Origin of the sequence: Nocardioides coralli (genome assembly GCF_019880385.1) — a bacterium.
GTDB classification, from domain to species: domain Bacteria; phylum Actinomycetota; class Actinomycetes; order Propionibacteriales; family Nocardioidaceae; genus Nocardioides; species Nocardioides coralli.
Genome location: NZ_CP082273.1, coordinates 1,084,232 through 1,105,888, shown reverse-complemented (window position 1 = coordinate 1,105,888; position 21,657 = coordinate 1,084,232). Strand labels below are relative to the sequence as shown.

The window sequence follows — 21,657 nt, the reverse complement described above, 5'->3', positions numbered from 1 at the left end:
TCGTGGCCGCTGGCACCAACGGGCAGCGCCCGGGTCGGCCCGCCCCGCGCGAACGGTCGACCCGGCAGTTCCAGGCGGTCCTCCAGGAGCTGGGTGGTGCCGACGACTTCCGCAGCGCCCAGGAGATCCACGCCGCGCTGCGGGGACGTGGCGCCTCCGTGGGGCTCGCGACGGTCTACCGCGCCCTCCAGACGCTGGCCGACGCCGGGCGCGCGGACGTGCTCCGCACCGACACCGGGGAGTCGCTCTACCGCGAGTGCGGCGAGGCCCACCACCACCACCTCGTGTGCCGCAGCTGCGGCCGTGCCGTGGAGATCCGCGGGCCCGCCGTGGAGCGGTGGGCCGACCAGATGGCCGCCGAGCACGGCTACACCGAGGTCAGCCACACCGTGGAGCTCTTCGGCACCTGCACCGACTGCCAGCAGGCCGTCGACCGCACCTGACCACGCTCAGACCCCGGCCGACCGGGAGCGCTCGGGCACGGCGTAGCGGGCCATCCAGCGCCGGTCGATCCGGCGTTTGAGCCGCAGCGCCGACCCGCCGGCCCACCAGAGCCGGCCCCGCACGGCCAGGCCGTGGCCGTCGCCGAGGTCCAGCACCGCGAGCGCCCGCCGCTGCGGACGGTAGACCGGTGCCGGTCCGCCGCGGGCCCGGCTGAGCAGGCTGTCGACCAGCACCGGCGCCTGGCGCACGCCGTGGACGCCGATCTTGGGCAGGGGTCCCGGCAGGAAGTGGGCGCAGTCGCCGACGGCGTGGACGTGGTCGTGCTCCGGGTGCCGCAGCGTCGGGCCCACCGGGACTCCCCGGTGGTCGCCGAGCCCGAGCCGGCCCAGCCAGGGAGGGGCGACCAGGCCCGTGGCCAGCAGCGCCACGTCGTGGGGGACCGTCGAGCCGTCGGCGAGGGTGCTCCGGTCACGGCCGATCGAACGGACCGGGGTCCGCTCCCGCACCTGCACCCCCCGCCGCCTCAGCAGGGACAGCACGTGGCGGCGGGCCCCGCGCGGCAGGTCGGACCCGATGCGGGCTCCCTCGAGGAGGACCAGCGTGCCGACCTCGGGGCGCGAGGCGAGGTGGGCGGCCAGCTCGAGGCCGGTCGACCCGCCCCCGACGACGGTGACCCGCAGTCCGTCGACTGGCGCGCCCGCCAGTCGCGCGGCGAGTCGACCCAGGCCGGCCAGCGGCTTGACCCGCACCACCGAGTCGTCGACCTCCAGCCCTTCCTCGCCGACCACGCTGCCGACGTTGAGGGACACGACGTCGTGGCCGAGGGTGACCCCGTCGTCGGTGGTGGCGGTGCGGAGGTGCGGGTCGAGGGCGGTCAGCAACCCGTGGTGGTGGCGTACGCCGTGCGCGCGGGCCAGCCCGGCGACGTCGATGCTGGCCTGCCGGGCGGGCACCGCGCCGGCCGCCGTGGCCGAGGCCAGGCCGCTGTAGTGGAACGTGTCCGGCGCCAGCAGCGTGACCTCGTAGCCGGCGGCGATCAGCTCGCCCGCCCGGCGTACCACCTCGAGGTGGGCGTGCCCGGCACCCACGAGGAGAAGCCGGGTCGTCGTCACCACCTCATCGTGGCAGGCCGGGGCAGATCAGCCCTCGGCCACCGCCTGCTTGAAGGCCGACGCCGGCTTGAACGCGGGCGCCACGGTCGCGGCGATCTCGAGCGCCTCGCCCGTCTGCGGGTTGCGCCCCGAGCGGGCAGCACGGTGGCGCGGCTCGAAGGTGCCGAAGCCGGACAGGGACACCTTGTCCCCCGCCGCCACAGCACCGACGACGCCGTCGATGACGGCGCCCACGGCCGCCTCCGCCTGGGTCGCGGTCAGCTCGGCCTGGCGGGCGACGTTCTCGACGAGGTCCTTGCGGTTCATGCGGTTGCTCCTAGCTCTCGAGGTACCGGGTCCTGTCGTGACCCGACGGGCAGACTATGCCATAGTGAGAACCGTTCTCGTTGTTGAGCCACCGACGCGACCGAGGACGACCGGGACCGCATCATCCTCGGCGCACCCACCGCCGGACCGAGCGCCGCGCGCTGGTCACCACGAGCCGGGCGTCCACGGAGAACAGGATCGGCAGGGTCACCCCGCCCCGCCAGTGGGGGTTCAGCTCCTCGTAGTGGTCGAGGAGCCGACGCGCCTCGGCCGACCCGGCGAGCGCCTCGCTGTCGGCGACGTTCCCGCCCCGCACGACCCCTTCCACCCGGTCGAACGTGGTCGGGTAGAAGGTCTCCGCGAACGCCACGAGTGCCTCCCGCGCCCAGCCCGGCGCGTCGGGGTCCCTCAGCGACCAGGTGCGCCCCGACGTACGGGTCAGTGAGACATAGCTCTGGGGGTACGCCGTGGTGACGAAGTGCAGGCTCCGCGGCCCGAACCTGCGGAACGCGATGGGGAGCAGCCGCCACGGCGCCAGGATCGTCTTGGGGTGGCCGCGGTAGGCGCGGCGGAAGTAGAAGTACTTGGAGAACATCAGCAGCAGCCGCCGGCGCCCGACCTCCACGGGCAGCATCGCGATGCTGAAGAAGCCCTGGGCGACGTTGTCGGGGTCGACGAAGACGAAGACGAAGCGATCCGGGCCCACCACCGCCGACCGGAACTCCTGCCAGTCCTGCTCCTCGGATCGGGTGAGGGTCAGCATCTCCAGCCGCAGCCGCCAGATCTCACGCAGGCGGTCCTCGCCCAGCTCGTGGCTCGGGACCAGCAGGGCGCGCAGCGGTCGGCTCATGTCGGTGCTCCTGGGGCGGGCGGCGGGTCGGGGATCCGGGTGTTCGGGGCCTCGGGGACGAGGCGGGTCGAGGATCCTAGTCCGCGGTGCAGAGCTCACCGTCACTCGGCACCGTGCCTAGGCTGCGAGCGTGGATCCTGACGTGCTGCTCGTCGGCTGTGGCGACCTCGGCTCGAGGATCGGGCTGCGGCTGGTCGAGCGCGGGCACCACGTGCTCGCGCTGCGTCGCCGCGCGGAGCTCGTGCCCGACCCCCTGCGCGGCCTGTCGGTCGATCTCACCCGCGAGGTGCCGCAGCTCCCGGCGCTCGACCTGCGCTTCCTGGTCGTCGCGCTGACCGCCCGTCCGCGTAGCGAGCGGGCCTACCGGGCGACGTACGTCGAGGGCATGCGGCGCGCCCTCGACGCGCTCGACGCGCTCGACCAGGAGCTGGAGCGCGCCGTCCTGGTCTCCTCCACGGGCGTGCACGGCGACGTCCCGGACGGCACGCTCGTCGACGAGATCCTTCCGCCCTCCCCCGCGGACGGTCCGGCCCGGGTGCTCCTGGAGGCCGAGGAGCTCTTCGCCTCACGGGTCCCCGCCGGCACGGTGGTGCGGTGCTCGGGTCTGTACGGCGGCGACCGGCAACGGCTGGTCGAGCGGGTGCGCGCGGGCGACGTCGGCGACCCTCACCGCTGGACCAACCGGATCCACCGCGACGACGCCGCGGCGGCCGTGGTGCACCTGCTCACCCGATCCGAGTCGCCGGAGCCCGTCTATCTGGCCACCGACGACGAGCCGGCGCTGATGGGCGACGTCGCTGCGCATCTCGCCGAGGTGCTGGGGGTGTCCGCACCACCTTCGGGCGACCGGACCCGGGCATACGGCAAGCAGATCTCGAACGCCCGGCTGCGCGCGACCGGGTGGGTACCGGCGTACCCGACCTACCGCGAGGGGTACGCCGCGTCGCTCACCGACCGGTAACGGCGTCCGTCGAGGCGTGACCGAGACGGCGCATCACGAGGGTCGTCGCGCCGCAGACGGTGGCCGACAGCACCGCACCCCAGGCCAGGTCGATCGGCACCAGCGCGGCCGGGAAGCCCTCGATCACGGCCAGGCTGGTGAGGTCCCACGTGGCGTAGGTGACCAGGCCGAAGAACGCACCCGCCGACACCGCCCACCGCACGCTGTCCCGCGCGAGCGCGGGCAGCACCACGAAATAGACCAGCCCTGCGACAAACAGCGCGTAGAAGAGCACCGCCGCCCCGACGCGCACCGACTCGGCCTGCAGCGGCCCCAGCTGGTCGACGTAGAGGTCGGTCGCCACGACCGTCAGCCACACCAGGTCGACGACGAGGAAGACGACCGCGGCGACGGCGTACGACAGGAGCGCGCGGCGCAGCTGGAAGCCCATGTCGACGAGCCTACGGAGTCGGTGTCCTGGCGACGCCGCGGCGGCCCGTTCACGATGCTGCGTCCCGGACGACGACGAAGGCCCGGACCTGGTGGTCCGGGCCTTCGTCATCTGGTAGCGGGGGCAGGATTTGAACCTGCGACCTCTGGGTTATGAGCCCAGCGAGCTACCGAACTGCTCCACCCCGCGTCGGTGACCAGAACCTTACGGGATGGGTGTGGAGGGGCCAAATCGAGGGGGTCTGGTTGTCAGACCCTGCTGCTTGGGTGGGGACATGGAAGCCGGCGTCGACACCACTCCCACCACGCTGGTGGCGCGGGTGCGCGAGGTGGACGCCGTGCGCCGCGCGGCCGACCTCGAGCTGCTGCAGCTGGCGGCCGCCTGGGCGGACGCCCACCCCGACCTCTCCGCCGCCGACGCCGCCACCTCCGTCGCGACCGGGGCCGTCGACCCGATGACCATCGGCGGGCTGGGCGAGGAGGTCGTCGATTTCGACGACTGGCGCGGCATCCCGACCGTCGCCTGGGACGCCGCAGCCGGGCTGGCGACCGCGCTGGGCCGTTCCACCCCGGCAGCAGACCGCCTGATCCGCCAGGCGCTGACGCTGCGCCACCGGCTGCCGCGCCTCTGGGGCCGCGTGCTCGACGGCTCTGTCGAGTCCTTCCGCGCCCGACGTGTCGCCGACGCCGTCGTCGGGCGCCCCGACGACGTCTGCGCCGACGTCGACGCGCACGTCGCCCGCGTTGTCGACACGGTCGGGATCACCACCCTCGACCGTCTGGTCGAAGAGGCGATGCTCCGCCTCCACCCCGAGGAGGTCGAGCTCGAGCGCCTCGCCCAGCTGGACGCCCGCTTCGTGAAGATCGACGAGCTCTCCATCAACCACACCGGCGTCGCCGACCTGACCGCCCGGGCCGAGTGGGCCGATCTCGCCGCTTTCGACGAGGCCGTCTCCGCGGTGGCGAAGGCGCTCGCCCAGCAGGACGCCGCCGCCGACCTTCCTGCCGACACCCTCGACGTACGCCGCTCACGTGCTCTCGGCGTCCTGGCGGACCCGGCCTCGGCGCTCGCGCTGCTCGAAGCAGGCCCCGCGCCCTCACCGAGGCGTCGTACGCAGCTGGTCCTCCACCTCACGCTCGACGCCATGGCGCGCCACGGCCTGCTCGGTCGCGACGGCCGACTCGACCGGCCGTTGCTCGGCCAGGCGGTGCGTGACTGGTGTGGTCGCCGCGACACCCACCTCACGGTGACGCCAGTCCACGACCTCGAGGAGCACGTCCAGGTCGGCGCCTACGAGATCGAGGGCCGGATGCGCGAGCGCGTCGAGCTGGCCCACCCGACCTGCGTGTTCCCCTGGTGCGCCCTGCCCGCCCGCCGCTGCGACGTCGACCACCGGGTGGCGTGGGGTGACGACGGCGCATCGTGCGACTACAACCTCGCGCCGCTGTGCCGGCGGCACCATCGGCTCAAGACGCACCGGGGCTACCGCTACACGCTGATCGAGCCCGGAACCTGGCTGTGGCGCACGCCCCACGGCCTGCAGCTCCTGCGCGACCGCCACGGCTCCCACGACGTCACCCCGGATCAGCCGCCAGCCGGCCGACCCGGGGCGTCGTGCCTCGTGGCTAGCCCTGGTCGCCCGACTGCTGCCCGTCCGCGAGCCGGACCGCCCGCTCGATGAGGTTCTGCGCCCGCTCCGTCTGCTCGGCTGCCCTGACGAGGTCGCCCTCGCCGTAGGCCTCGTCGGCCGCGTCGAAGGCCGCCTGCGCCTGACGCAGCAGCGAGGCGATCTGCTCCTCCACCGAGCCTTGGGTCGGCGGCTCCGTCGGTTCCTCGCCCGCAGGCTCCTCCGGGTCCGGCGGTGCCGGCTCGTCCACCTGGTCCGGGTCGACGCCGAGCGCGTCGGCCAGGGCCTGCACCAGCGAGGTACCGATGCCGACCCGGTTGCCGTAGGAGACGATCACGAACTGCAGGATCGGGTAGCTCGCCTCCGACAGCTCGCGGACGGCGTACACCGGCTGCACGTACATCAGCCCGTCACCCACCGGAAGCGTCAGCAGGTTGCCGAACGTCGGGTCGATCTCACCGAGGTTGAACGCCTGCAGCTCCCGCCGCACGTCGTCGCTGTTGGCCATCTCGTTGGCGATCAGGCCTGGGCCCGGCGTCTGCTCGTTGGGCAGCTGCAGCACGCTGATCCGCCCGTAGTCCGGGCTGGTCGCGTCGGAGTTCACCGACACGAACGACGCGAGGTTGTTCTTGTTGCGCGGCACGAACACCGACGTCAGCGACCAGACCTCTTCCTCCTCCGAGGTCGGGTCGTCGATGAACAGCCGGTACGGCGGCTGGTAGCTGCCCGAGGCGTACGGGTCCTCCGGGACCTCCCACCGGTCGTTGCCCTGGTAGAAGTCGCCCGCCTCGGTCACGTGGTAGCGCGCGAACTGGTAGCGCTGCGCCTTGAACATGTCCTCGGGGTAGCGCAGGTGCGGGACGATCGCCTCGGGGATCTCCGAGCGGTCCTGCACCACGTCGGGGAACGCGCCCCGCCACGCCTGCAGGATCGGGTCGTCCTCGTCCCAGGCGTAGAGGTTGACCGTGCCGTCGTAGGCGTCGACGGTCGCCTTCACGGCGTTGCGGATGTAGTTGACCTCGTCGGTCGGCAGCGTCCCGAAGGTGGCGTCCTGCGTGAGGGAGTCGTCGATCATCGTGTCGAAGGACTCGCGCTCCGCGTTGGGGTAGCGGTCGGTCGTCGTGTAGCCGTCGAGGATCCACACGATCCGCCCCTCGACCACGGCCGGGTAGGGGTCGGCGTCGACCGTCAACCACGGCGCCACCCGCTCCACCCGCTCACGCGGGGTGCGGTTGTAGAGCACCTTGCTGTTCTCGTGGACGCGCCCCGACAGCAGGAAGTTGGGCTCACCGAACCGCACGGCGTACATCAGCTTGGCGAAGAGGTTGCCCACCGGCACGCCGCCCGCCCCGTCGTAGGTCGTGGTGCGGCTCTCGTCGTCGCTCGCCGACTTGCCGAGGTCGAGCTCCACGGAGGGGGCGTCGTCGCTCGGCTTGCCGACGACCGAGTAGGTGGGGCTCAGCTCGCCGAAGTAGACCCGGTCCTCGTAGCCGTCGGGGAACAGGTTGGTCAACGCGTCCTGGCCCGGCTGCTGGCCCTCGGCCCACGGGATCTCGGCGCTGTCGCTCGCGTCGTCCTCGCCGCGCTGGTTCGCGAACGCGGCGATCACCCCGTTGCCGTGGGTGTAGACCGTGTGCAGGTTGTTCCAGTTCTGGTCGGCCTCCGAGATGCCGGTCTGGTCGAGCTCCCGCACCCCGAGCACCAGGGCCCGGTCGGTGCCGTCGATCTCGTAGTGGTCGACGTCGAGCACGTCGGCGACCGAGTAGTAGGCACGCACCTGCTGCACCTGCTCGAAGGTGCGGTTGACGACCTGCGGGTCGACCAGCGGCACCGAGGCCGTCTCCCCCGCCAGCATCGCCAGCCGCCGCTCCGCGGTCTGCCCCGTGTAGGGCGCGACCTCGATGCCCTCGAGGGCATAGGCCTCCCTCGTCGCGTCGATGTTGACCTCGAGGTACGGCGCCTCCCGGTCCGCCTCGGTCGGCTTGACCCGGAACTGCTGCACGACGGCCGGCCAGATCATCCCGATCAGCACTGCGCTGAGGGCCAGCAGGGCCAGGCCCACCGACGGCAGCAGCCAGGTCCGGCGCCAGGTGTTGAGGAAGAACAGCACCGCGCAGATCACGGCGATCCCCATGAGGATGCTCTTGGCCGGCAGCACGGCGTTCTCGCCCGTGTAGGTCATGCCGGTGATGAGCGACCCCTGGTTGGTCACCAGGTCGAACCGGTCGAGCCAGTAGTCGGCACCCTTCGCGAGCACGAACACCCCGAGCAGCGCGGAGAGCTGCACCTGCGCGGCCCCCGAGAGCCGGTCGGTCTTGGTCTGCAGCTGGATGCCGCCGTAGAGGTAGTGCACGAGCCCGGCCACGAGCAGCGCCACGATCGCGAAGGCCATCACCGAGTCGGTGAGGTAGTGCAGCCAGGGCAGGTCGAAGAGGTAGAAGCCCTTGTCGCGCTCGAAGTAGGGGTCCACGTCGCCGACGTCGACGCTGTTGCGCCACAGCATGTACTCGCGCCACTGCCCCGACGCCGAGGTGCCGGCGAAGAGACCCATCAGCAGCGAGACCCCGACGACCAGCCAGGTCCGGATCGGGGTGACGACCTCGCGGTAGCGGTCCAGCCCGGTCTGCTCGGGCGAGGGCATCCGGAACATCGGTCGGAACCGGTAGGCGAGGTACATGTTGGCGCCCACGAACGCCGCCATCACGGCCCCGAAGACGAGGAACAGACCGATGCGGGTCCAGAGCAGGGTGCTGAACACGCTGCTGAAGCCGATGGAGGCGAACCAGGACCGGTCGGTCCAGAAGGTGGCGAACGTGGTCAGGGCGAAGAAGCCGAGGACCAGCACGACCGCCGTGATGACGAGCGCGCGTGACCGCCGCGGCGGCTCCTGCGTCGGTGGCCGTGTCGGCCGCTGCGGGCTCCCTTCGTCGAACAGGTCGCTCACCGCTCGTCCTCCATCTGCACGTCGTCGTTCTCCAGGGTCGTGGTCAGCAGCTCGAGCAGTCCCGGCACCAGGTCGGTGCCGGTGACCACCGACTGCGCGTCGTCGTGCGCCCTCAGTCGCAGGGCGCAGTACGTCGCACCGGCCCGGGTCGCACCGGCGATGATCCGCACCTCTTGCCGGTCGGGGTGCTCGCGCGCGAACTGCTCCGCCTCGGCGCGGTCGGCGGGGATGTCGTCGACGTCGGGCGGCAGCACCAGTCGCTCCACGACCGCCGCGCACCCGCTGACCCCGTCGGGCCAGCTGATCTGCTCGAGCACGGACTCCAGCGGCCGGTCGGGTGGCAGCTGGTCCTGCTCGACCGGGGTCAGGGAGCCTGCGACCGGCTGGTCACCCAGCCCGGTGCTGGCGGCGAGAGTCGGTTCGCGGTCGAGCAGCCGCGTGGTGTCGACCAGGGCGTAGAGCCGCGCCGGCTGGTCCCAGCCGGAGTCGGCGACGTGGCCCTCGATCTCGAGGACGGCGGCCGCGAGCGCCGGGTCGACGTCGGTCAGGTCATTCACTGGCAACCCCTGTGTCGGTGCAGGACGGCAGGTCGGCGTCGCGGTCAGCCGTCCAGGCCTCCAGCGCCGCCACGGCGTCCCCGATGGTCTCCACGCGCACCAGCCGCATGTCGCCGTGGGGCGACTCAGCCGCGTCGTTGCAGTTGTCGGCGGGCACGAGGAAGAGCTCGGCGTCGTCCTGCCGGGCCCCCGCGATCTTCTGGTCGATCCCTCCGATGGGCCCCACCTCGCCCTCCGGCGTGATGGTCCCGGTGCCGGCGATGTTCTCGCCGTCGGTGAGGGAGCCCTCGGTGAGGGCCTCGTAGATGGCCAGGGAGAACACCAGACCCGCGCTGGGCCCCCCGATGTTGGGATCGACGTCGAGGGAGACGTCGATCGGGAACTCGAAGCTGCTGCGCGAGATGATGCCGACGCGGGGCTGCCCGTCGATCTCCTCCCGGCTGGCGGAGAGGTCGAGCCGCTCCCCGTCGCGCGCCACCCGGAACCGGATCGGTTCGCCCTCGTCGAAGGGCTCGACGGCCGCGGCGACCTCCTCGGGCGAGGACACCCGTTCGTCGTCGATGGTCAGGATGCGGTCACCCACCTCGAAGACACCGTCGGCCGGGCTGTCCTCGACCACCTCGTAGATGACCGGCGCCTCCTCGAAGTCGTAGTCGAGCTCGCGGAGCGCCGCGGCGATGGCGCTGTCCTGGGAGGAGGCCATCTGGAAGGCGCCCTCGGCGTCCTTGGTCTCGTCGGTGTCCTCGGGGGTGTAGATCGCGTCGTAGGGGTAGATGGCGGAGTCCGGGTCGATCCAGGCCCCGAGGAGCTGGAAGAGATTGACCTCGGACTGCGGCGGTGTCACGAGCACGGTGGTCAGCCGCAGCTCACCCTCGTCGCGGTAGGTCTCGGCACCCTCGATCTCCAGGATCGGATCGCTGCTGTCGTCCTCGACGGTGCCCAGCACGTCGACCGTGAGGCCCGGCGAGTAGGTCACGTAGGGCAGCGGCTCACGGAGTGCCAGCAGCCACAGCGCCACCAGCAACGGCACGGCCAACAGGCCGGCGAGGGTGCGCTGCGTCATGCGGCCAAGCCTCTCACCCGGGCGAAGCAGATCGGCGGCGTGGTGCGCTCAGGCGGTACGCCGCGGGTCCTCGGCGGGGGACGGTGCCGTGCGCGAGGGGCGGACCGCGATGCCGGTGCTGCGCTCGCGCGCCGCCAGCGGCCGGGTGGTCCCGGCAGCGGGGTGCTCGCGCTGCATCGCGGCCGCGAGACGGCGTACGGCGACCTCGCGATCCACCTCGCCGCGGCCCTCGCGCCCGAACCACGACACCCAGGCCATGGCGAGGGTGGTGACGACGCCGGCGGGCACCAGCCAGAGCAGGATCTCCACGTCACGAGGGTAGGTCCCGGGCCGGGCGGCACCCTCACGGCGCGCCGACCCACTCCTCGGTGCCGTCCCCGAACCGCTGGTGCTTCCAGATGGGCACCTCGGCCTTCAGGGTGTCGATGAGCGCCCGCGAGGCGTCGAAGGCCTCGCCCCGGTGGGCGGCGGTCGTGGCGACCACCACGGCGATGTCGCCGATCGCCAGCGTGCCGACGCGGTGCACCGCGGCGACCCCGTGCACCTGGTGCTCGCGGGCCACCCGCGCACACACCTCGCGCAGCCGCTCGAGGGCGCTCGGGTGCGCGGAGTAGTCCAGACCGGCCACCGACCTCCCCCCGTCGTGGTCACGCACCCGGCCCACGAAGAGCGTCAGCCCGCCGGCGGCGTCACCCTCGAGCGCGGCCACCACCTCGGCCACGTCGAGCGGTGTCTCCCGCAGGTCCACGAGGCGGACGGCGGGCGGCAGCACGTGATCGGGCACGTCCCGACTCTAACCACTTCCGGCGTAGGCTCGACGCCATGAGCGACGACGCCGACGAGGGCCAGAACCCGTTCAAGGGCACCCCCTTCGAGCAGTTCTTCAGCGGCGCCATGGGTGGTGGTGGCATCCCCGACCTCGGAGCGCTGTTCAGCCAGATCCAGGCCATGATGCAGCCCTACGACGGCCCCCTGAACTGGGACCTCGCGCTCGACATCGCGCGCAAGCAGGTCGCCCAGGGCCAGGACCCCTCGACCACCCAACGCCAGCAGGACCGCGTCGCCGACGCCGTCCGGCTCGCCGACCACTGGCTCGACGAGACCACCGACTTCCCCTCCGGCGTCACCGCCACCGCCGCGTGGAGCCGCGCCGAGTGGATCGTCGGGACGACCGAGGTGTGGAAGGGGCTCGTCGAGCCGATCGCCGCGTCGTCGGTCAACGCCCTCGGGTCCGCCATGCCCGAGCAGGCACAGGCGATGGGGGGCCAGCTCCTCGGCATGCTGCAGCGTGCCGTCGGAGCGATGCTGGCCCAGCAGATCGGGTCCGGGCTCGGCGGCCTGGCCGGGGAGGTCCTCACGGCCTCCGACATCGGCCTGCCCCTCGGCGCCCACGGCAAGGCCGCGCTGGTGCCGGCCAACATCGCCGAGTTCGCCGCGGGCCTGGAGGCGTCCGAGGACGACGTGCTGCTCTACCTCGCGCTGCGCGAAGCGGCCCACCAGCGGCTGTTCGCGCACGTCCCGTGGCTGCGCGACCACCTGATCGGCGCCGTCACCGACTACGCCCACGGTCTCGAGGTCAACACCGCCAACCTCCAGTCCCGCATGGAGGAGCAGCTGCGCGGCATGGACCTCTCCAACCTCGAGTCGCTGCAGCAGCTGACCGAGGGTGGCCTCTTCGACCTCTCCCAGAGCCCCGAGCAGGACGCGGCCCTGCAGCGGCTCGAGGTCACGCTGGCGCTGGTGGAGGGCTGGGTCGACGAGGTCGTCGGCCAGGCGACCGCCGAGCGGATGCCGAGCGCGGGCGCGCTGCAGGAGGCGGTCCGGCGGCGCCGGGCCTCCGGCGGACCGGCCGAGCAGACCTTCGCCTCCCTGGTGGGGCTGGAGCTGCGGCCGCGCCGGCTGCGCGACGCCTCGGTGCTGTGGGGCTCGCTGCGCACCCGGCAGGGCACCGAGGCGCGTGACGGCGTCTGGATGAGCCCCCACCTCCTGCCGACCGCGGCCGACCTCGACGACCCGCTCGGCTTCCGGGAGGGTGCCGACTCCCCCGACCAGCTCAGCGACGAGGACTTCGAGGCCGGTCTGCGTGACCTCCTCGACGGCGGGCCCGGGGACGACCGCCCCCGCGAGTGAGCCTCCACGCCGACGCGCTGACGACCCTGTCGGCGTGGCACCCACCCACGCCTGCACAGGCGGAGCTGCGCGACCGGTACGTCGAGCACCTGCGTGCCCACTCCGACGGCATGGAGCGCGCGTGCTACCCGGACCACCTCACGGCCAGCACGCTGGTGCTCGCCGCCGACGGCAGCCGGGTGCTGCTGACCCTGCACGCCAAGGCGGGCCGGTGGTTCCAGCTCGGGGGCCACTGCGAGTCGGGTGACCGGACGCTGGCGGGGGCCGCGACCCGCGAGGCCGTCGAGGAGTCCGGCGTGGTGGGCCTCGACGTGGACCCGGTGCCGGTGCAGCTGAGCGAGCACGCGGTGCCGTTCTGCGACGAGCGCGGCAACGTCCACCACCTCGACGTCCGGTTCGTCGCCGTCGTCGACGACGCCCTCCTCCCCGTCGTCAGCGACGAGTCGCTGGACGTGCGCTGGTGGCCCGTCGACGCGTTGCCCGACGCGCAGCCGGACCTCGTCGAGCTGGTGGCCCTCGGGGTGGCGCGTGCTCAGTCGACGTCGTCGGGCGGGGGATCGACCTTGGCCGCCGCCGACCAGCCCAGCAGGTAGCCCTTCGCCTTCTCGGCGTGGGGGTAGCGGTCCACCCACGCCCAGAAGGCCGCGTCGTGGCCGGGCTCGAGCAGGTGGGCGAGCTCGTGGACCAGCACGTAGTCGATGACCCACTCGGGCATCCCCTGCAGCCGCGACGACAGCCGGATCGTGCGGTCACCCGGGGTGCAGGAGCCCCAACGCGAGCCCTGGTTGGTCACCCACCGGACCGACTCCGGCGCCGCCATGGCGCCGAGGTAGCGGGAGGAGAGCCGGTTGGCACGGGCCAGGAGCTCCTGGTCGCTCGGGCGGGTGCGGCGCTCGGCGCGCTCGAGCCGCTCGATCATCGACTCCACCCACTCGGCCTCCTCGGCCCGGGTGAGCGTGGCCGGCACCATCACCACGATGCGGTCCCCGTCGCGATAGGCGGAGACCGTACGTCGCCGGCGCTTGGACCGGCGTACCTCGACCTCGGGCCGCACCGTCATGAGGGCAACCTAGCGCCGGCCCATGACAGCAGTCGCTCCCGTGGCCACGTGTTGACGATCCGGTCCGGGTCGATCCCCGCCGCCTCGGCCCGCTCGCAGCCGTAGTCGAGCATGTCGAGCTGCCCCGGCGCGTGGGCGTCGCTGTCGATCGAGAACAGGCAGCCGATGTCGCGGGCGAGCTCGATCAGCCGGGTCGGCGGGTCGCGGCGCTCGGGCCGCGAGTTGATCTCCACCGCCGTGTCGTGCTCGGCGCACGCCTCGAAGACGGCCCGGGCGTCGAAGTCGCTGCCGGGACGGGTACCCCGGTTGCCGGTGACGAGGCGACCCGTGCAGTGGCCGAGCACGTTGACGAAGGGGTTGCCGACCGCGGTGACCATGCGCCGGGTCATCTGGTCCTTCTCCATCCGCAGCTTGGAGTGGACGCTGGCCACGCGCACCTGGAGCTGCGCGAGCATCTCCTCGCTCTGGTCGAGCGAGCCGTCGTCGAGGATGTCGACCTCGATCCCCTTGAGCAGGGTGAAGGAGCCGTCGAGGTGGTCGTTGATGGCGTTCACGACCTCGAGCTGCCGGGCCAGCCGCTCCGCGCTGAGCCCGCGGGCGACCGTGAGCCGGGGTGAGTGGTCGGTGAGCACGAGGTAGTCGTGGCCGACCTCGATGGCACTGAACACCATCTCCTCGATCGGCGACCCGCCGTCGGACCAGTCGGAGTGCGAGTGCAGGTCGCCCCGGAGGGCGGCCCGCAGCTCGCGACCACCCGCGGCCAGCGGGCCCTGGTGCTCACCCTCGAGGCGGGCGAGCCGATCGGGGACCACCCCCCGGACCGCGTCCGCGATCACGGCGCCGGTGCTCGGCCCGATGCCGGGGAGCTCGGTGAGGGTCCCGGCCGCGGCCCGTTCGGCGACCTCCCCCGGCGACAGCGGCAGGATCGTGCGGGCCGCGGTCCGGAAGGCCTCGATGCGCCGGCTCTCCTCCCGGCCCCGCTCCATGAGGAACGCGATCCGCCGCAGTGCGGCCACCGGCCCGTCGTCGTAGGTCTCGCTCACCCGCGCCACGCTTCCTGTCCGAGAACTTTCTGTCCACACCCTGTGCACGTCCATGGTGGCTGGTCAGCGGGGCGGTCCGCGCGCCGCGACCGGCGTCCTCCACACCCCGGTCCCGAGTCCCTCCACCGCCTTGCGTGCCCTACCCACAGGTTCGTCCACAGGCTGTCCACAGGGTTTCGCCCGGGATCCCGGACCCACCGTTGACCCCGCGGGACCCGGGCTCCTAGCGTGGGCGACAGATGAGGCCCCGGGCCCGTCGAGGCGACCTTCGCAAGGGGAAGGCAAGGGTCGTGGAGGCGGGCCAGGGGCCTCTTCTCATGCCCGTTCTCATTCCTGCCGTGCCCGGTCGCGTGGCCGCATCCCACCTCACCGGCCCGTGAACCGCGGCGGCCGCTTCTCGCGGGCCGCGGCGATCCCCTCCTGGAGGTCCTCGGTCGCGAGCGTCACCGGCTGCGCCAGCGCCTCCCACTGCAGGCAGGTCTCCAGGTCGGCGTGGCCGCCGTCGCGCAGCGCGAGCGTCGTGAGCCGGCTCGCGACCGGCGCGGTCGCGGCCACCTCGCGCGCGGTCGCGAGCACGTCGTCGAGGAACGTCGTCGGCTCCAGGACCCGCGAGACCAGACCCATCCGGTACGCCTCGTCAGCCTCCACCACGCGGCCGGTCAGCAGCAGGTCACGGGCGTGGGCGCTGCCGACCGCCTCCGGCAGCAGGTAGGTGCCGGCCATCCCGGGATGCATGCCGAGCCGGACGAAGGGTGCCCCGAGGCGGGCGCCCGAGGCCGCGTAGCGCAGGTCGCAGGCCAACGCGAGGCAGAGACCGGCGCCGATCGCCGCGCCGTTGACCGCGGCGATGGTGGGCACCTCGAGCCGCCGGACCGAGAGCCAGGCCCGGTAGAACGGCAGCATCCGGTCGCGCAGCCGGTCGACGCCGGCATCGGGCTCGCTGGCGATCCACGAGGTGTCGCCCCCGGAGCAGAAGGCACTGCCGGCCCCGGTGACCACGACCGCCCGCACGGTCCGGTCCTCGGAGAGCTCGTCGATCGCAGCCACCCAGGACTCAGTCATCTGGTCCGACATCGCGTTGCGCTGGTCGGGGTTGTCGAGGGTCAGCAGGACGACGCCGTCAGAGGGGCGCTCGACGCGGAGGTGCGGGTAGTCAGGCATGGCTCGCAGGGTAGTGACCGGCCCCCGACAGCCCGGCGACGGCTCCCACCCCCTGTGAGCGCGAAATCACGCTCAGGGCGAGCCTCACCCACGCTCAGCGCTGCGTGTCGTAGGGTCGAGACCGGTTCTGGGGCCTCGGCCACGGAACCTCCGGCGGGCTTCCCCACCCGATCCCGCCGCGACGACCGAACAACGAAACAGCAAGGAGGCCGTCATGGCGGAGACCTGGAGCGGCGAGTTCTACTGCGTCAAGTGCAAGGAGAAGCGCGAGGCGGAGGGTGAGGTCAAGGTCAACGACAAGGGCACCCGCATGGCCAAGGCCGTGTGCCCCGTCTGCGGCACCAACCTCAACCGCATCCTCGGCAAGGCCTGAGAGCCGGCCGACCCACAACGTTGCGGCGGCACCCGCCCGGTGAGTCCGGGCGGGTGCCGCCGCTGTCGTCGTGGGCTGTGGACGAGCCGCCCGAGGCGCCGTCCCGCCGTGGCAGGGTGACGCGATGCCGGCACCACTCCTCCCCCGTGTCCGCCTCCGTCCCGGGATCCGCGTCGCCGCCCGGGGGCCCGGCTCCCTGCAGGTCGGCGCCCACCACGACCAGAGGTTGCTGCTCGCCGACACCCCCGACGTACGCCGGCTGCTGGCCCTGCTGCGACACGGTGTCGACCCCGGCGGCCTCCCGCCGCGTGACCGCAGCCTGTGTGCCGAGCTCTCGGAGGCCGGTCTGCTGACCAGCCCCGACGAGGACACCGTCCGCGAGCGCGCCCGGGCCGCAGCCCAGGTCCGGCTCGACTGCCCGGCCCCGGTGCGACCGGTCCTCGGCCGCCTGCTGGCCGCGGCCGGGTTGCCGGAGGCGGGGCCGGGGCGACTGGGGACCGTGCTGCTGGTCGTCTCGTGGGGTGCCGAGCCGGACCGCGAACGCCTCGCGGAGTCGGTGCGCGCGGACGTCCCCCACCTGCTGCTCACCGCCGTGGCCGGTCGGCTGCGGCTGGGCCCGTGCGTCGTCCCGGGACTGACCGCGTGCCTGCGTTGCGTCGACGAGCACCTCGCGGACGTCGACCCGCGCCACCCGCTGGTCGTCGAGCAGCACCGCACACCCGACGCGGAGGACCGGGTGCCCACGGCGGACCTGCAGCTGGCGCTCGCCTGGGCGGTCCGCGACCTCGTGAGCCTGGTGGAGGGCGACCGGCCGGCGACCTGGTCGACGACGGTGGAGCTGCTGCGGGACGGCGCGGTCATCCGCAGCTGGCGGCGCCATCCCCGCTGCGGCTGCGCCTGGGGTGACCGGCTGGCGGGCTGAGGACTACCACCACTCGCTGTCGAGCTTGCTCTCCATGGCCCGGAGGTTGGCCCGGGAGCATTCCTCGCAGAAGGTGCGGCGCCGACCGTTCTCGACCGCCACCGTCCACGTCAGGGTCTTCGCCTCGTCCGGTTCCTGACGCCCGCAGAAGTCACAGGTGGTCACGTCTCGACCCTACTCCGCCGGGACACAGCAGGAGCCGGGTACGACGTGGTCGTCGTACCCGGCTCCTGTCTCTTCGCACCCAGCGATCAGGGGTGGAGGGCCCGGAAGGGCCGCCTGCCTCAGAGCGCTCGGGCGAGGGCGAGGCGTGCCTGCTGCGCGGCCTGCTCGGCCTTGCGGCTGATGCGGCGGGCCCGGGCCAGCTGGTGGCCACGCCGCTGCTGCTGCGCCTCTCCCAGGCGCGCGGACATCTGTGCCCGCGCGAGGTCTTCGTGCATGAGTTCCATCTCGTTGCTCCGGATCGTCGTGTTGGTCATGTGGTCTTGGTTGCTGCTCTCTGGTGGAGGGACGGTGGTCACGCGGCGTTCTTGCGCGGACGGCCTCGAGGCCGCTTCCGCGGGATCACCACGCCCTGGGCGAAGAGCTCGCCGCCCCACACCCCCCACGGCTCCTGGCGCTGCAACGCGCCGGAGAGGCAGAGGTCGCGCACGGGGCAGTCCGTGCACAGGAGCTTGGCGAACTCCACGTCCGCGGGAGACTCCGCGAACCACAGCTCCGGGTTGTTCACCCGGCACGGCAGCCGCTCCTGGTCCACCTGCGCGGCGGCGTCGTGCAGGCCGCCGAGCGTGGCATCGGTCGTCCCATCAGTGCGGTCGAGAACGCTGATGGTCAATCTGGTCACCTCCTCCTGACTCTGATCGCTGGGTGCTGCGGAAACAGAAAGGCCGCGGATCCCGGGTTCGGGTTCCGCGGCCTGGAGGCGCCGATGCTGAGGTCAGGTCATCAGATCGGTGGACTCCAGGCAGTGGTACCCGGGACGGCGTCCTGCGCGAGGGTCGCGCCGGCCACGTGGCGATCGCGAACGATGTCGCCGAACGTGACGCCGTCGACGCCCCACTCCGTGGCGGCGAGCATGCTCGCGCCCATGCCGAAGGTGGCGCCGGACGCAGGCAGGACGAAGCCGGACGGGATCTGGGTCGTCGTCGGGAGCTTGATGCTGATCACTGATGCCACCTCCTCACGGTGAGTCGTGCGCGGGTCGTGCCAAGACCTGGATGCGCGTGTCGTGTGCGTTCCCGAGAACGGTAGCGGGTCGGTCTTGTCATGGGCAATCTATTTATTGGCTCATTTCACGAGACCTCTAGACCACCCTCGATCGCGGCGCGATCGGCCCCGTTCCCCGGCGCCCGGGGACCGCTCAACCGAGCAGGCCGAGCAGGTCCTCTCCGTAGCGGTCGAGCTTGGAGCGACCCACCCCGCTGATGCGGAGCAGCGCCTGCTCGTCGGCGGGTCGGTGCTCGGCGATCAGCTGCAGCGTGGCGTCGGTGAAGACCACGAACGCCGGCACGCCGTCGTCGGTCGCCCGCTCGCGCCGCCAGGAGCGCAGTCGCTCGTAGAGCTCCTCGTCGTAGGAGGCCGGGCAGTCGGCGCACCGGCCGAGCTTCTTCTGCGCTGCCGTGGCCAGCGGTGAGCCGCACTCACGGCAGTGGACGGCCCGGCGGCGCGAGGCCGGGGGCCGCGGTTGCTGCTCCTCGGGGAGGAGCGGGCGCAGGAACGGCGAGGGCTGGCGGGACTGGCGGCCGCCGGGGTTGCGCGCCCGGCTCCAGGAGACCCCGAGGTGCCGCCGCGCCCGCGTCATGCCGACGTAGAGGAGCCGACGCTCCTCCTCGAGCTCGGCGGGGCTCTCGGCATAGGTGATGGGCAGGGTGCCGTCCTGGATCCCCGTCAGCAGCACCGCGTCCCACTCCAGCCCCTTGGCGGCGTGCAGGGTGGTCAGGGTGACCCCGTCGGCCACCGGGGCGTGCTGCTCGGCGGCCCGACGGTCGAGCTCGTCGACGAACCCGCCCAGGTCGCCGCCCGAGCGGGCGAACTCGACGGCCTGGTCGACCAGCGCCTGCCACGACTCCCAGCGGTCGCGCACCTGGCCGCGGGAGCCGGGGGCCTCGGCGGTCCAGCCGAGGCCGGCCAGGGTGGCCCGGACCGTCTCGACCAGGTCGCCGGGCTGGGCGCCGGAGCGCGCGGTCCCGCGGAGCAGGGTCACGGCCTGCTTCACCTCGGGTCGGTCGAAGAACCGGGCCGCGCCCCGGACGACGTAGGGGACGGCCTTGGCCGCCAGCGCCTCCTCGTGGTTCTCCGACTGGGCGTTGATCCGGAAGAGGACGGCGATCTCGCCGTAGGGCGTCCCGGCGTCGGCCAGCCGACGGACCCGCTCGGCCACCGCCTCCGCCTCGGCCACCTCGTCGGGGTGACCGGAGAGCTCCACGGCCGGGCCGGCCGGCTGCTGCGCCACGAGCTCCACGCCCTTGCTCGCCGTGCCGTCGAGCAGCGTGTTGGCGGCGGCGACCACCTCGGGCGTCGAGCGGTAGTTGCGGACCAGCTCGATGGAGGTGGTGGCGGGGTACTTGGCGGGGAAGTCACGGAGGAAGTCGGCGCGGGCACCGGCGAAGGAGTAGATCGTCTGGGACGGGTCGCCGACCACGCAGAGCTCGTCGCGCCCCCCCAGCCACAGGTCGAGCAGCGCCGACTGCAACGGCGAGACGTCCTGGAACTCGTCGACGACGAAGCGTTTGTACTGGCGGCGGACGTGGGCGGCGACGCGCTCGTCGTCGGCGAGCATCCCGGCGGTGAAGAGCAGCACGTCCTCCATGTCCATGCGGCCCTGGCTGCGCTTGCCGTCCTCGTAGGCCGAGAAGACCTGGCCGACGGCCTCCGCGGACTGCCCGCTGACCGAGCGGCCACGCGCGGAGGCGATCCGGGGGTAGTCGTCGGGGTGGACGTTGCTCACCTTGGCCCACTCGACCTCGGAGGCGATGTCGCGCAGCAGCGCCTGGTCGGCGTCGACCCGGCACCGGCGGGCCGCTGAGGCGAGCAGGGCGAGCTTGGACTCGGTCAGCGTGGGGAGCTCGGTGCCGTGCACCAGCGGCCAGAAGTAGCGCAGCTGGCGCAGCGCCGCGGAGTGGAAGGTGCGGGCCTGGACGCCGCTCGCGCCGAGCGCCCGCAGCCGCGTCCGCATCTCCCCCGCGGCCCGGGTGGTGAAGGTGACCGCCAGCACCTCGGTCGGCTCGTAGACACCGGTCGCGACCCCGTAGGCGATCCGGTGGGTGATCGCCCGCGTCTTGCCGGTGCCGGCACCGGCCAGCACCCGCACCGGTCCACGCAGGGTCTCGGCGACCCGGCGCTGCTCGGGGTCGAGCGCCTCCAGCAGGGCGTCGGCGTGGGGCATCGGCGGGAACAACTCCGGGACGGATGGGGTTGACTAAGGCAAGGCCCCAACCCTAGACGCGACCGGAGACACACCCCCCATGACCTTCACCATGTTCACGACCCCCTGGTGCGGCTACTGCCACCGCCTGAAGGGCCAGCTGGATCGCGAGGGCATTCCGTTTGAGATCGTCGACATCGAGCGCGAGCCGGACGCCGCCCTCACCGTCGAGCAGGCCAACGGTGGCAATCAGACCGTGCCGACGCTGCTGTTCGCGGACGGGTCCACCCAGACCAACCCGTCGCTGGCCCAGGTCAAGGACAAGCTGGCGGCCCTGGCCTCCTGAGGCTCACCAGCCCTCGCCGGGCAGCGGTCCGCCGAACCAGTGGGCCACGAGCGAGGAGGAGATCGACACCCCGCGCGGGACATGGATCAGGCCCCGTTCGGCCTCGTCCCGGAACTGCTCGCGCGTGAACCAGCGCGCCGACTCGATCTCGGCACCGTCGACGTCGATCTGCTTGGACTCGGCACGGGCGACGAAGCCGAGCATCAGGCTCGCCGGCAGCGGCCACGGCTGGTTGCCGAACCAGGTGACCTCCCCGACGGGGATCCCGACCTCCTCCATCACCTCCCGGCGTACGGCGTCCTCGAGGGTCTCGCCCGGCTCGCAGAAGCCCGCCAACGTGGACCAGCGTCCCTCCGGCCAGCTGGGCTGCCGGCCCAGCAGGATCGAGGCGTCGTCGTGCACGACCGCCATGATCACCGCGGGGTCCGTGCGGGGGAACTGCGGCCGGTCGCACCCCGTGCACCGCAGCTCGTGCCCGGCGGCGCGCGGCTCCAGCCCCGCGCCGCAGCGCGGGCAGAACCGCGTGGAGTGGTGCCACTCGGCCAGCCCGACGGCGTGGAAGAGCAGCGGCGCCAGGTCGGTCCGGTCGGGCAGCATCGGCAGCAGTGCCCGCAGCGGCAGCCAGTCCTCGCGGGCACCGGGCGCCGCCTCGGGTGCCACGAGCGTCGCGAAGTAGGTGACCCCTGCCTCGGAGCCGAGCAGCACCCGGACGCCGTCGGCCGGCGCCTCGGACGTCGGGACGAACGGCACGTCGCCGTCGACGGGCCGGACCCGCGTGCCGGAGACGACCAGAACCCGGGAGGCGGGGTCGGCCCAGCGCTCGTCGAGCCAGGCCCGGTCGGTCCGCTGGTTGCCCAGCCGGTTGTGGGCGTGCCGCGAGAGCGCCACGTGGGGCAGGATCCGCCGTTGGTCGGGCTGGGTCACGACGATGAGGCTAGTCCGCGGACCCGGCGGTACGTTCACC

The 21,657-nt window shown here is 72.8% G+C and carries 26 protein-coding genes and 1 tRNA gene; 8 read left to right on the top strand and 19 right to left on the bottom strand.

Annotated elements, in window-relative coordinates:
- Positions 1-2: 2 nt before the first annotated feature.
- Positions 3-443: a Fur family transcriptional regulator gene (locus K6T13_RS05395; RefSeq protein WP_222897498.1), complete on the top strand. Its 441-nt coding sequence runs from the start codon at positions 3-5 to the stop codon at positions 441-443.
- A 6-nt stretch (positions 444-449) separates the two neighbouring features.
- Here K6T13_RS05395 and K6T13_RS05390 read toward each other — a convergent pair whose 3' ends face one another.
- The 3 genes from K6T13_RS05390 to K6T13_RS05380 form a co-directional block, all read right to left on the bottom strand.
- On the bottom strand, positions 450-1,556 hold the full coding sequence (locus K6T13_RS05390; RefSeq protein WP_222897497.1) for an NAD(P)/FAD-dependent oxidoreductase: 1,107 nt from the start codon (positions 1,554-1,556) through the stop codon (positions 450-452).
- Positions 1,557-1,583: 27 nt separating this feature from the next.
- On the bottom strand, positions 1,584-1,862 hold the full coding sequence (locus tag K6T13_RS05385; RefSeq protein WP_222897496.1) for an HU family DNA-binding protein: 279 nt from the start codon (positions 1,860-1,862) through the stop codon (positions 1,584-1,586).
- Positions 1,863-1,983: 121 nt separating this feature from the next.
- A complete protein-coding gene (locus K6T13_RS05380) occupies positions 1,984-2,712 on the bottom strand; it encodes a hypothetical protein (protein ID WP_222897495.1) in 729 nt (242 codons plus the stop codon).
- 130 nt (positions 2,713-2,842) lie between these two features.
- Between K6T13_RS05380 and K6T13_RS05375 the strand changes: the two genes are divergently transcribed.
- A complete protein-coding gene (locus tag K6T13_RS05375; RefSeq protein ID WP_222897494.1) occupies positions 2,843-3,673 on the top strand; it encodes a Rossmann-fold NAD(P)-binding domain-containing protein in 831 nt (276 codons plus the stop codon).
- Here K6T13_RS05375 and K6T13_RS05370 read toward each other — a convergent pair.
- A complete protein-coding gene (locus K6T13_RS05370; RefSeq protein WP_222897493.1) occupies positions 3,660-4,103 on the bottom strand; it encodes a DUF2177 family protein in 444 nt (147 codons plus the stop codon). The genes K6T13_RS05375 and K6T13_RS05370 overlap by 14 nt on opposite strands.
- A 112-nt stretch (positions 4,104-4,215) precedes the next feature.
- A tRNA-Met gene (locus K6T13_RS05365) sits at positions 4,216-4,292 on the bottom strand.
- A gap of 85 nt (positions 4,293-4,377) precedes the next feature.
- Between K6T13_RS05365 and K6T13_RS05360 the strand changes: the two genes are divergently transcribed.
- On the top strand, positions 4,378-5,784 hold the full coding sequence (locus tag K6T13_RS05360) for an HNH endonuclease signature motif containing protein (RefSeq protein WP_222897492.1): 1,407 nt from the start codon (positions 4,378-4,380) through the stop codon (positions 5,782-5,784).
- Here the strand turns inward: K6T13_RS05360 and K6T13_RS05355 are convergent.
- Genes K6T13_RS05355 through K6T13_RS05335 form a run of 5 tightly spaced genes read right to left on the bottom strand, consistent with a single transcriptional unit; the run spans position 5,729 to position 11,078 of the window.
- On the bottom strand, positions 5,729-8,674 hold the full coding sequence (locus K6T13_RS05355) for a UPF0182 family membrane protein (RefSeq protein ID WP_222897491.1): 2,946 nt from the start codon (positions 8,672-8,674) through the stop codon (positions 5,729-5,731). The genes K6T13_RS05360 and K6T13_RS05355 overlap by 56 nt on opposite strands.
- Positions 8,671-9,231 (bottom strand): PPA1309 family protein, encoded by a 561-nt coding sequence (locus tag K6T13_RS05350; protein WP_249423949.1) that lies wholly within the window; start codon positions 9,229-9,231, stop codon positions 8,671-8,673. The genes K6T13_RS05355 and K6T13_RS05350 overlap by 4 nt, the downstream gene beginning before the upstream one ends.
- Positions 9,224-10,294: a YlbL family protein gene (locus K6T13_RS05345; RefSeq protein ID WP_222897490.1), complete on the bottom strand. Its 1,071-nt coding sequence runs from the start codon at positions 10,292-10,294 to the stop codon at positions 9,224-9,226. Before K6T13_RS05345 ends, K6T13_RS05350 begins: the two co-directional genes overlap by 8 nt.
- A gap of 48 nt (positions 10,295-10,342) precedes the next feature.
- Complete coding sequence (locus K6T13_RS05340; protein ID WP_222897489.1) at positions 10,343-10,603, bottom strand: hypothetical protein; 261 nt, start codon at positions 10,601-10,603, stop codon at positions 10,343-10,345.
- Between the two features lie 34 nt (positions 10,604-10,637).
- Positions 10,638-11,078 carry a molybdenum cofactor biosynthesis protein MoaE gene (locus K6T13_RS05335; protein ID WP_249423948.1) on the bottom strand — a complete coding sequence of 147 codons (441 nt, stop codon included), beginning with the start codon at positions 11,076-11,078 and terminating at the stop codon, positions 10,638-10,640.
- Between the two features lie 38 nt (positions 11,079-11,116).
- On the opposite strand from K6T13_RS05335, the gene K6T13_RS05330 reads away from it, so the two are divergent.
- Positions 11,117-12,424, top strand: a complete 1,308-nt coding sequence (locus K6T13_RS05330) for a zinc-dependent metalloprotease (protein ID WP_222897488.1) — start codon at positions 11,117-11,119, stop codon at positions 12,422-12,424.
- Complete coding sequence (locus K6T13_RS05325; RefSeq protein ID WP_222897487.1) at positions 12,421-13,017, top strand: NUDIX hydrolase; 597 nt, start codon at positions 12,421-12,423, stop codon at positions 13,015-13,017. The genes K6T13_RS05330 and K6T13_RS05325 overlap by 4 nt, the downstream gene beginning before the upstream one ends.
- On the opposite strand, the gene K6T13_RS05320 is transcribed toward K6T13_RS05325, so the two are convergent.
- The 3 genes from K6T13_RS05320 to K6T13_RS05310 all read right to left on the bottom strand — a co-directional run bounded on the left by K6T13_RS05320 (position 12,957) and on the right by K6T13_RS05310 (position 15,688).
- Positions 12,957-13,484, bottom strand: a complete 528-nt coding sequence (locus K6T13_RS05320; RefSeq protein WP_222897486.1) for a M48 metallopeptidase family protein — start codon at positions 13,482-13,484, stop codon at positions 12,957-12,959. The two genes, K6T13_RS05325 and K6T13_RS05320, sit on opposite strands and share 61 nt — an antisense overlap.
- Positions 13,481-14,527, bottom strand: a complete 1,047-nt coding sequence (locus tag K6T13_RS05315; RefSeq protein ID WP_249423947.1) for a PHP domain-containing protein — start codon at positions 14,525-14,527, stop codon at positions 13,481-13,483. The genes K6T13_RS05320 and K6T13_RS05315 overlap by 4 nt, the downstream gene beginning before the upstream one ends.
- Positions 14,528-14,893: 366 nt before the next feature.
- On the bottom strand, positions 14,894-15,688 hold the full coding sequence (locus K6T13_RS05310; RefSeq protein ID WP_222897484.1) for an enoyl-CoA hydratase/isomerase family protein: 795 nt from the start codon (positions 15,686-15,688) through the stop codon (positions 14,894-14,896).
- 214 nt (positions 15,689-15,902) lie between these two features.
- On the opposite strand from K6T13_RS05310, the gene K6T13_RS05305 reads away from it, so the two are divergent.
- Both K6T13_RS05305 and K6T13_RS05300 read left to right on the top strand, forming a co-directional pair.
- A complete protein-coding gene (locus K6T13_RS05305) occupies positions 15,903-16,061 on the top strand; it encodes a DUF5679 domain-containing protein (RefSeq protein WP_011754982.1) in 159 nt (52 codons plus the stop codon).
- A gap of 124 nt (positions 16,062-16,185) precedes the next feature.
- Positions 16,186-16,983, top strand: coding sequence for a hypothetical protein (locus K6T13_RS05300; protein WP_222897483.1), 798 nt, complete (start codon positions 16,186-16,188; stop codon positions 16,981-16,983).
- 3 nt (positions 16,984-16,986) lie between these two features.
- Here the strand turns inward: K6T13_RS05300 and K6T13_RS05295 are convergent, their stop codons facing one another.
- From K6T13_RS05295 to K6T13_RS05275, 5 genes are all read right to left on the bottom strand, one after another.
- On the bottom strand, positions 16,987-17,148 hold the full coding sequence (locus K6T13_RS05295; RefSeq protein ID WP_222897482.1) for a hypothetical protein: 162 nt from the start codon (positions 17,146-17,148) through the stop codon (positions 16,987-16,989).
- 119 nt (positions 17,149-17,267) lie between these two features.
- Positions 17,268-17,504: a hypothetical protein gene (locus tag K6T13_RS05290; RefSeq protein WP_488153852.1), complete on the bottom strand. Its 237-nt coding sequence runs from the start codon at positions 17,502-17,504 to the stop codon at positions 17,268-17,270.
- Entirely contained in the window at positions 17,501-17,818 is a 318-nt protein-coding gene (locus K6T13_RS05285; RefSeq protein ID WP_222897480.1) for a WhiB family transcriptional regulator, read from the bottom strand. Before K6T13_RS05285 ends, K6T13_RS05290 begins: the two co-directional genes overlap by 4 nt.
- 110 nt (positions 17,819-17,928) lie before the next feature.
- Entirely contained in the window at positions 17,929-18,159 is a 231-nt protein-coding gene (locus K6T13_RS05280) for a hypothetical protein (protein WP_222897479.1), read from the bottom strand.
- 184 nt (positions 18,160-18,343) lie between these two features.
- Positions 18,344-20,368: an ATP-dependent DNA helicase UvrD2 gene (locus tag K6T13_RS05275; RefSeq protein ID WP_222897478.1), complete on the bottom strand. Its 2,025-nt coding sequence runs from the start codon at positions 20,366-20,368 to the stop codon at positions 18,344-18,346.
- A 79-nt stretch (positions 20,369-20,447) separates the two neighbouring features.
- On the opposite strand from K6T13_RS05275, the gene K6T13_RS05270 reads away from it, so the two are divergent.
- Positions 20,448-20,693, top strand: coding sequence for a mycoredoxin (locus K6T13_RS05270; RefSeq protein WP_222897477.1), 246 nt, complete (start codon positions 20,448-20,450; stop codon positions 20,691-20,693).
- 3 nt (positions 20,694-20,696) lie between these two features.
- Here K6T13_RS05270 and nudC read toward each other — a convergent pair whose 3' ends face one another.
- Entirely contained in the window at positions 20,697-21,617 is a 921-nt protein-coding gene (gene nudC / locus K6T13_RS05265; RefSeq protein ID WP_249423946.1) for an NAD(+) diphosphatase, read from the bottom strand.
- Between the last annotated feature and the right edge of the window lie 40 nt (positions 21,618-21,657).

Coding starts and splice junctions, on each gene's coding strand:
- K6T13_RS05385 (WP_222897496.1), bottom strand. CDS start 1,862: ATGAACCGCAAGGACCTCGTCGAGAACGTCGCCCGCCAGGCCGAGCTG.
- K6T13_RS05300 (WP_222897483.1), top strand. CDS start 16,186: ATGCCGGCACCACTCCTCCCCCGTGTCCGCCTCCGTCCCGGGATCCGC.
- K6T13_RS05370 (WP_222897493.1), bottom strand. CDS start 4,103: ATGGGCTTCCAGCTGCGCCGCGCGCTCCTGTCGTACGCCGTCGCCGCG.
- K6T13_RS05270 (WP_222897477.1), top strand. CDS start 20,448: ATGACCTTCACCATGTTCACGACCCCCTGGTGCGGCTACTGCCACCGC.
- K6T13_RS05275 (WP_222897478.1), bottom strand. CDS start 20,368: ATGCCCCACGCCGACGCCCTGCTGGAGGCGCTCGACCCCGAGCAGCGC.
- K6T13_RS05360 (WP_222897492.1), top strand. CDS start 4,378: ATGGAAGCCGGCGTCGACACCACTCCCACCACGCTGGTGGCGCGGGTG.
- K6T13_RS05330 (WP_222897488.1), top strand. CDS start 11,117: ATGAGCGACGACGCCGACGAGGGCCAGAACCCGTTCAAGGGCACCCCC.
- K6T13_RS05345 (WP_222897490.1), bottom strand. CDS start 10,294: ATGACGCAGCGCACCCTCGCCGGCCTGTTGGCCGTGCCGTTGCTGGTG.
- K6T13_RS05310 (WP_222897484.1), bottom strand. CDS start 15,688: ATGCCTGACTACCCGCACCTCCGCGTCGAGCGCCCCTCTGACGGCGTC.
- K6T13_RS05380 (WP_222897495.1), bottom strand. CDS start 2,712: ATGAGCCGACCGCTGCGCGCCCTGCTGGTCCCGAGCCACGAGCTGGGC.
- K6T13_RS05305 (WP_011754982.1), top strand. CDS start 15,903: ATGGCGGAGACCTGGAGCGGCGAGTTCTACTGCGTCAAGTGCAAGGAG.
- K6T13_RS05320 (WP_222897486.1), bottom strand. CDS start 13,484: ATGACGGTGCGGCCCGAGGTCGAGGTACGCCGGTCCAAGCGCCGGCGA.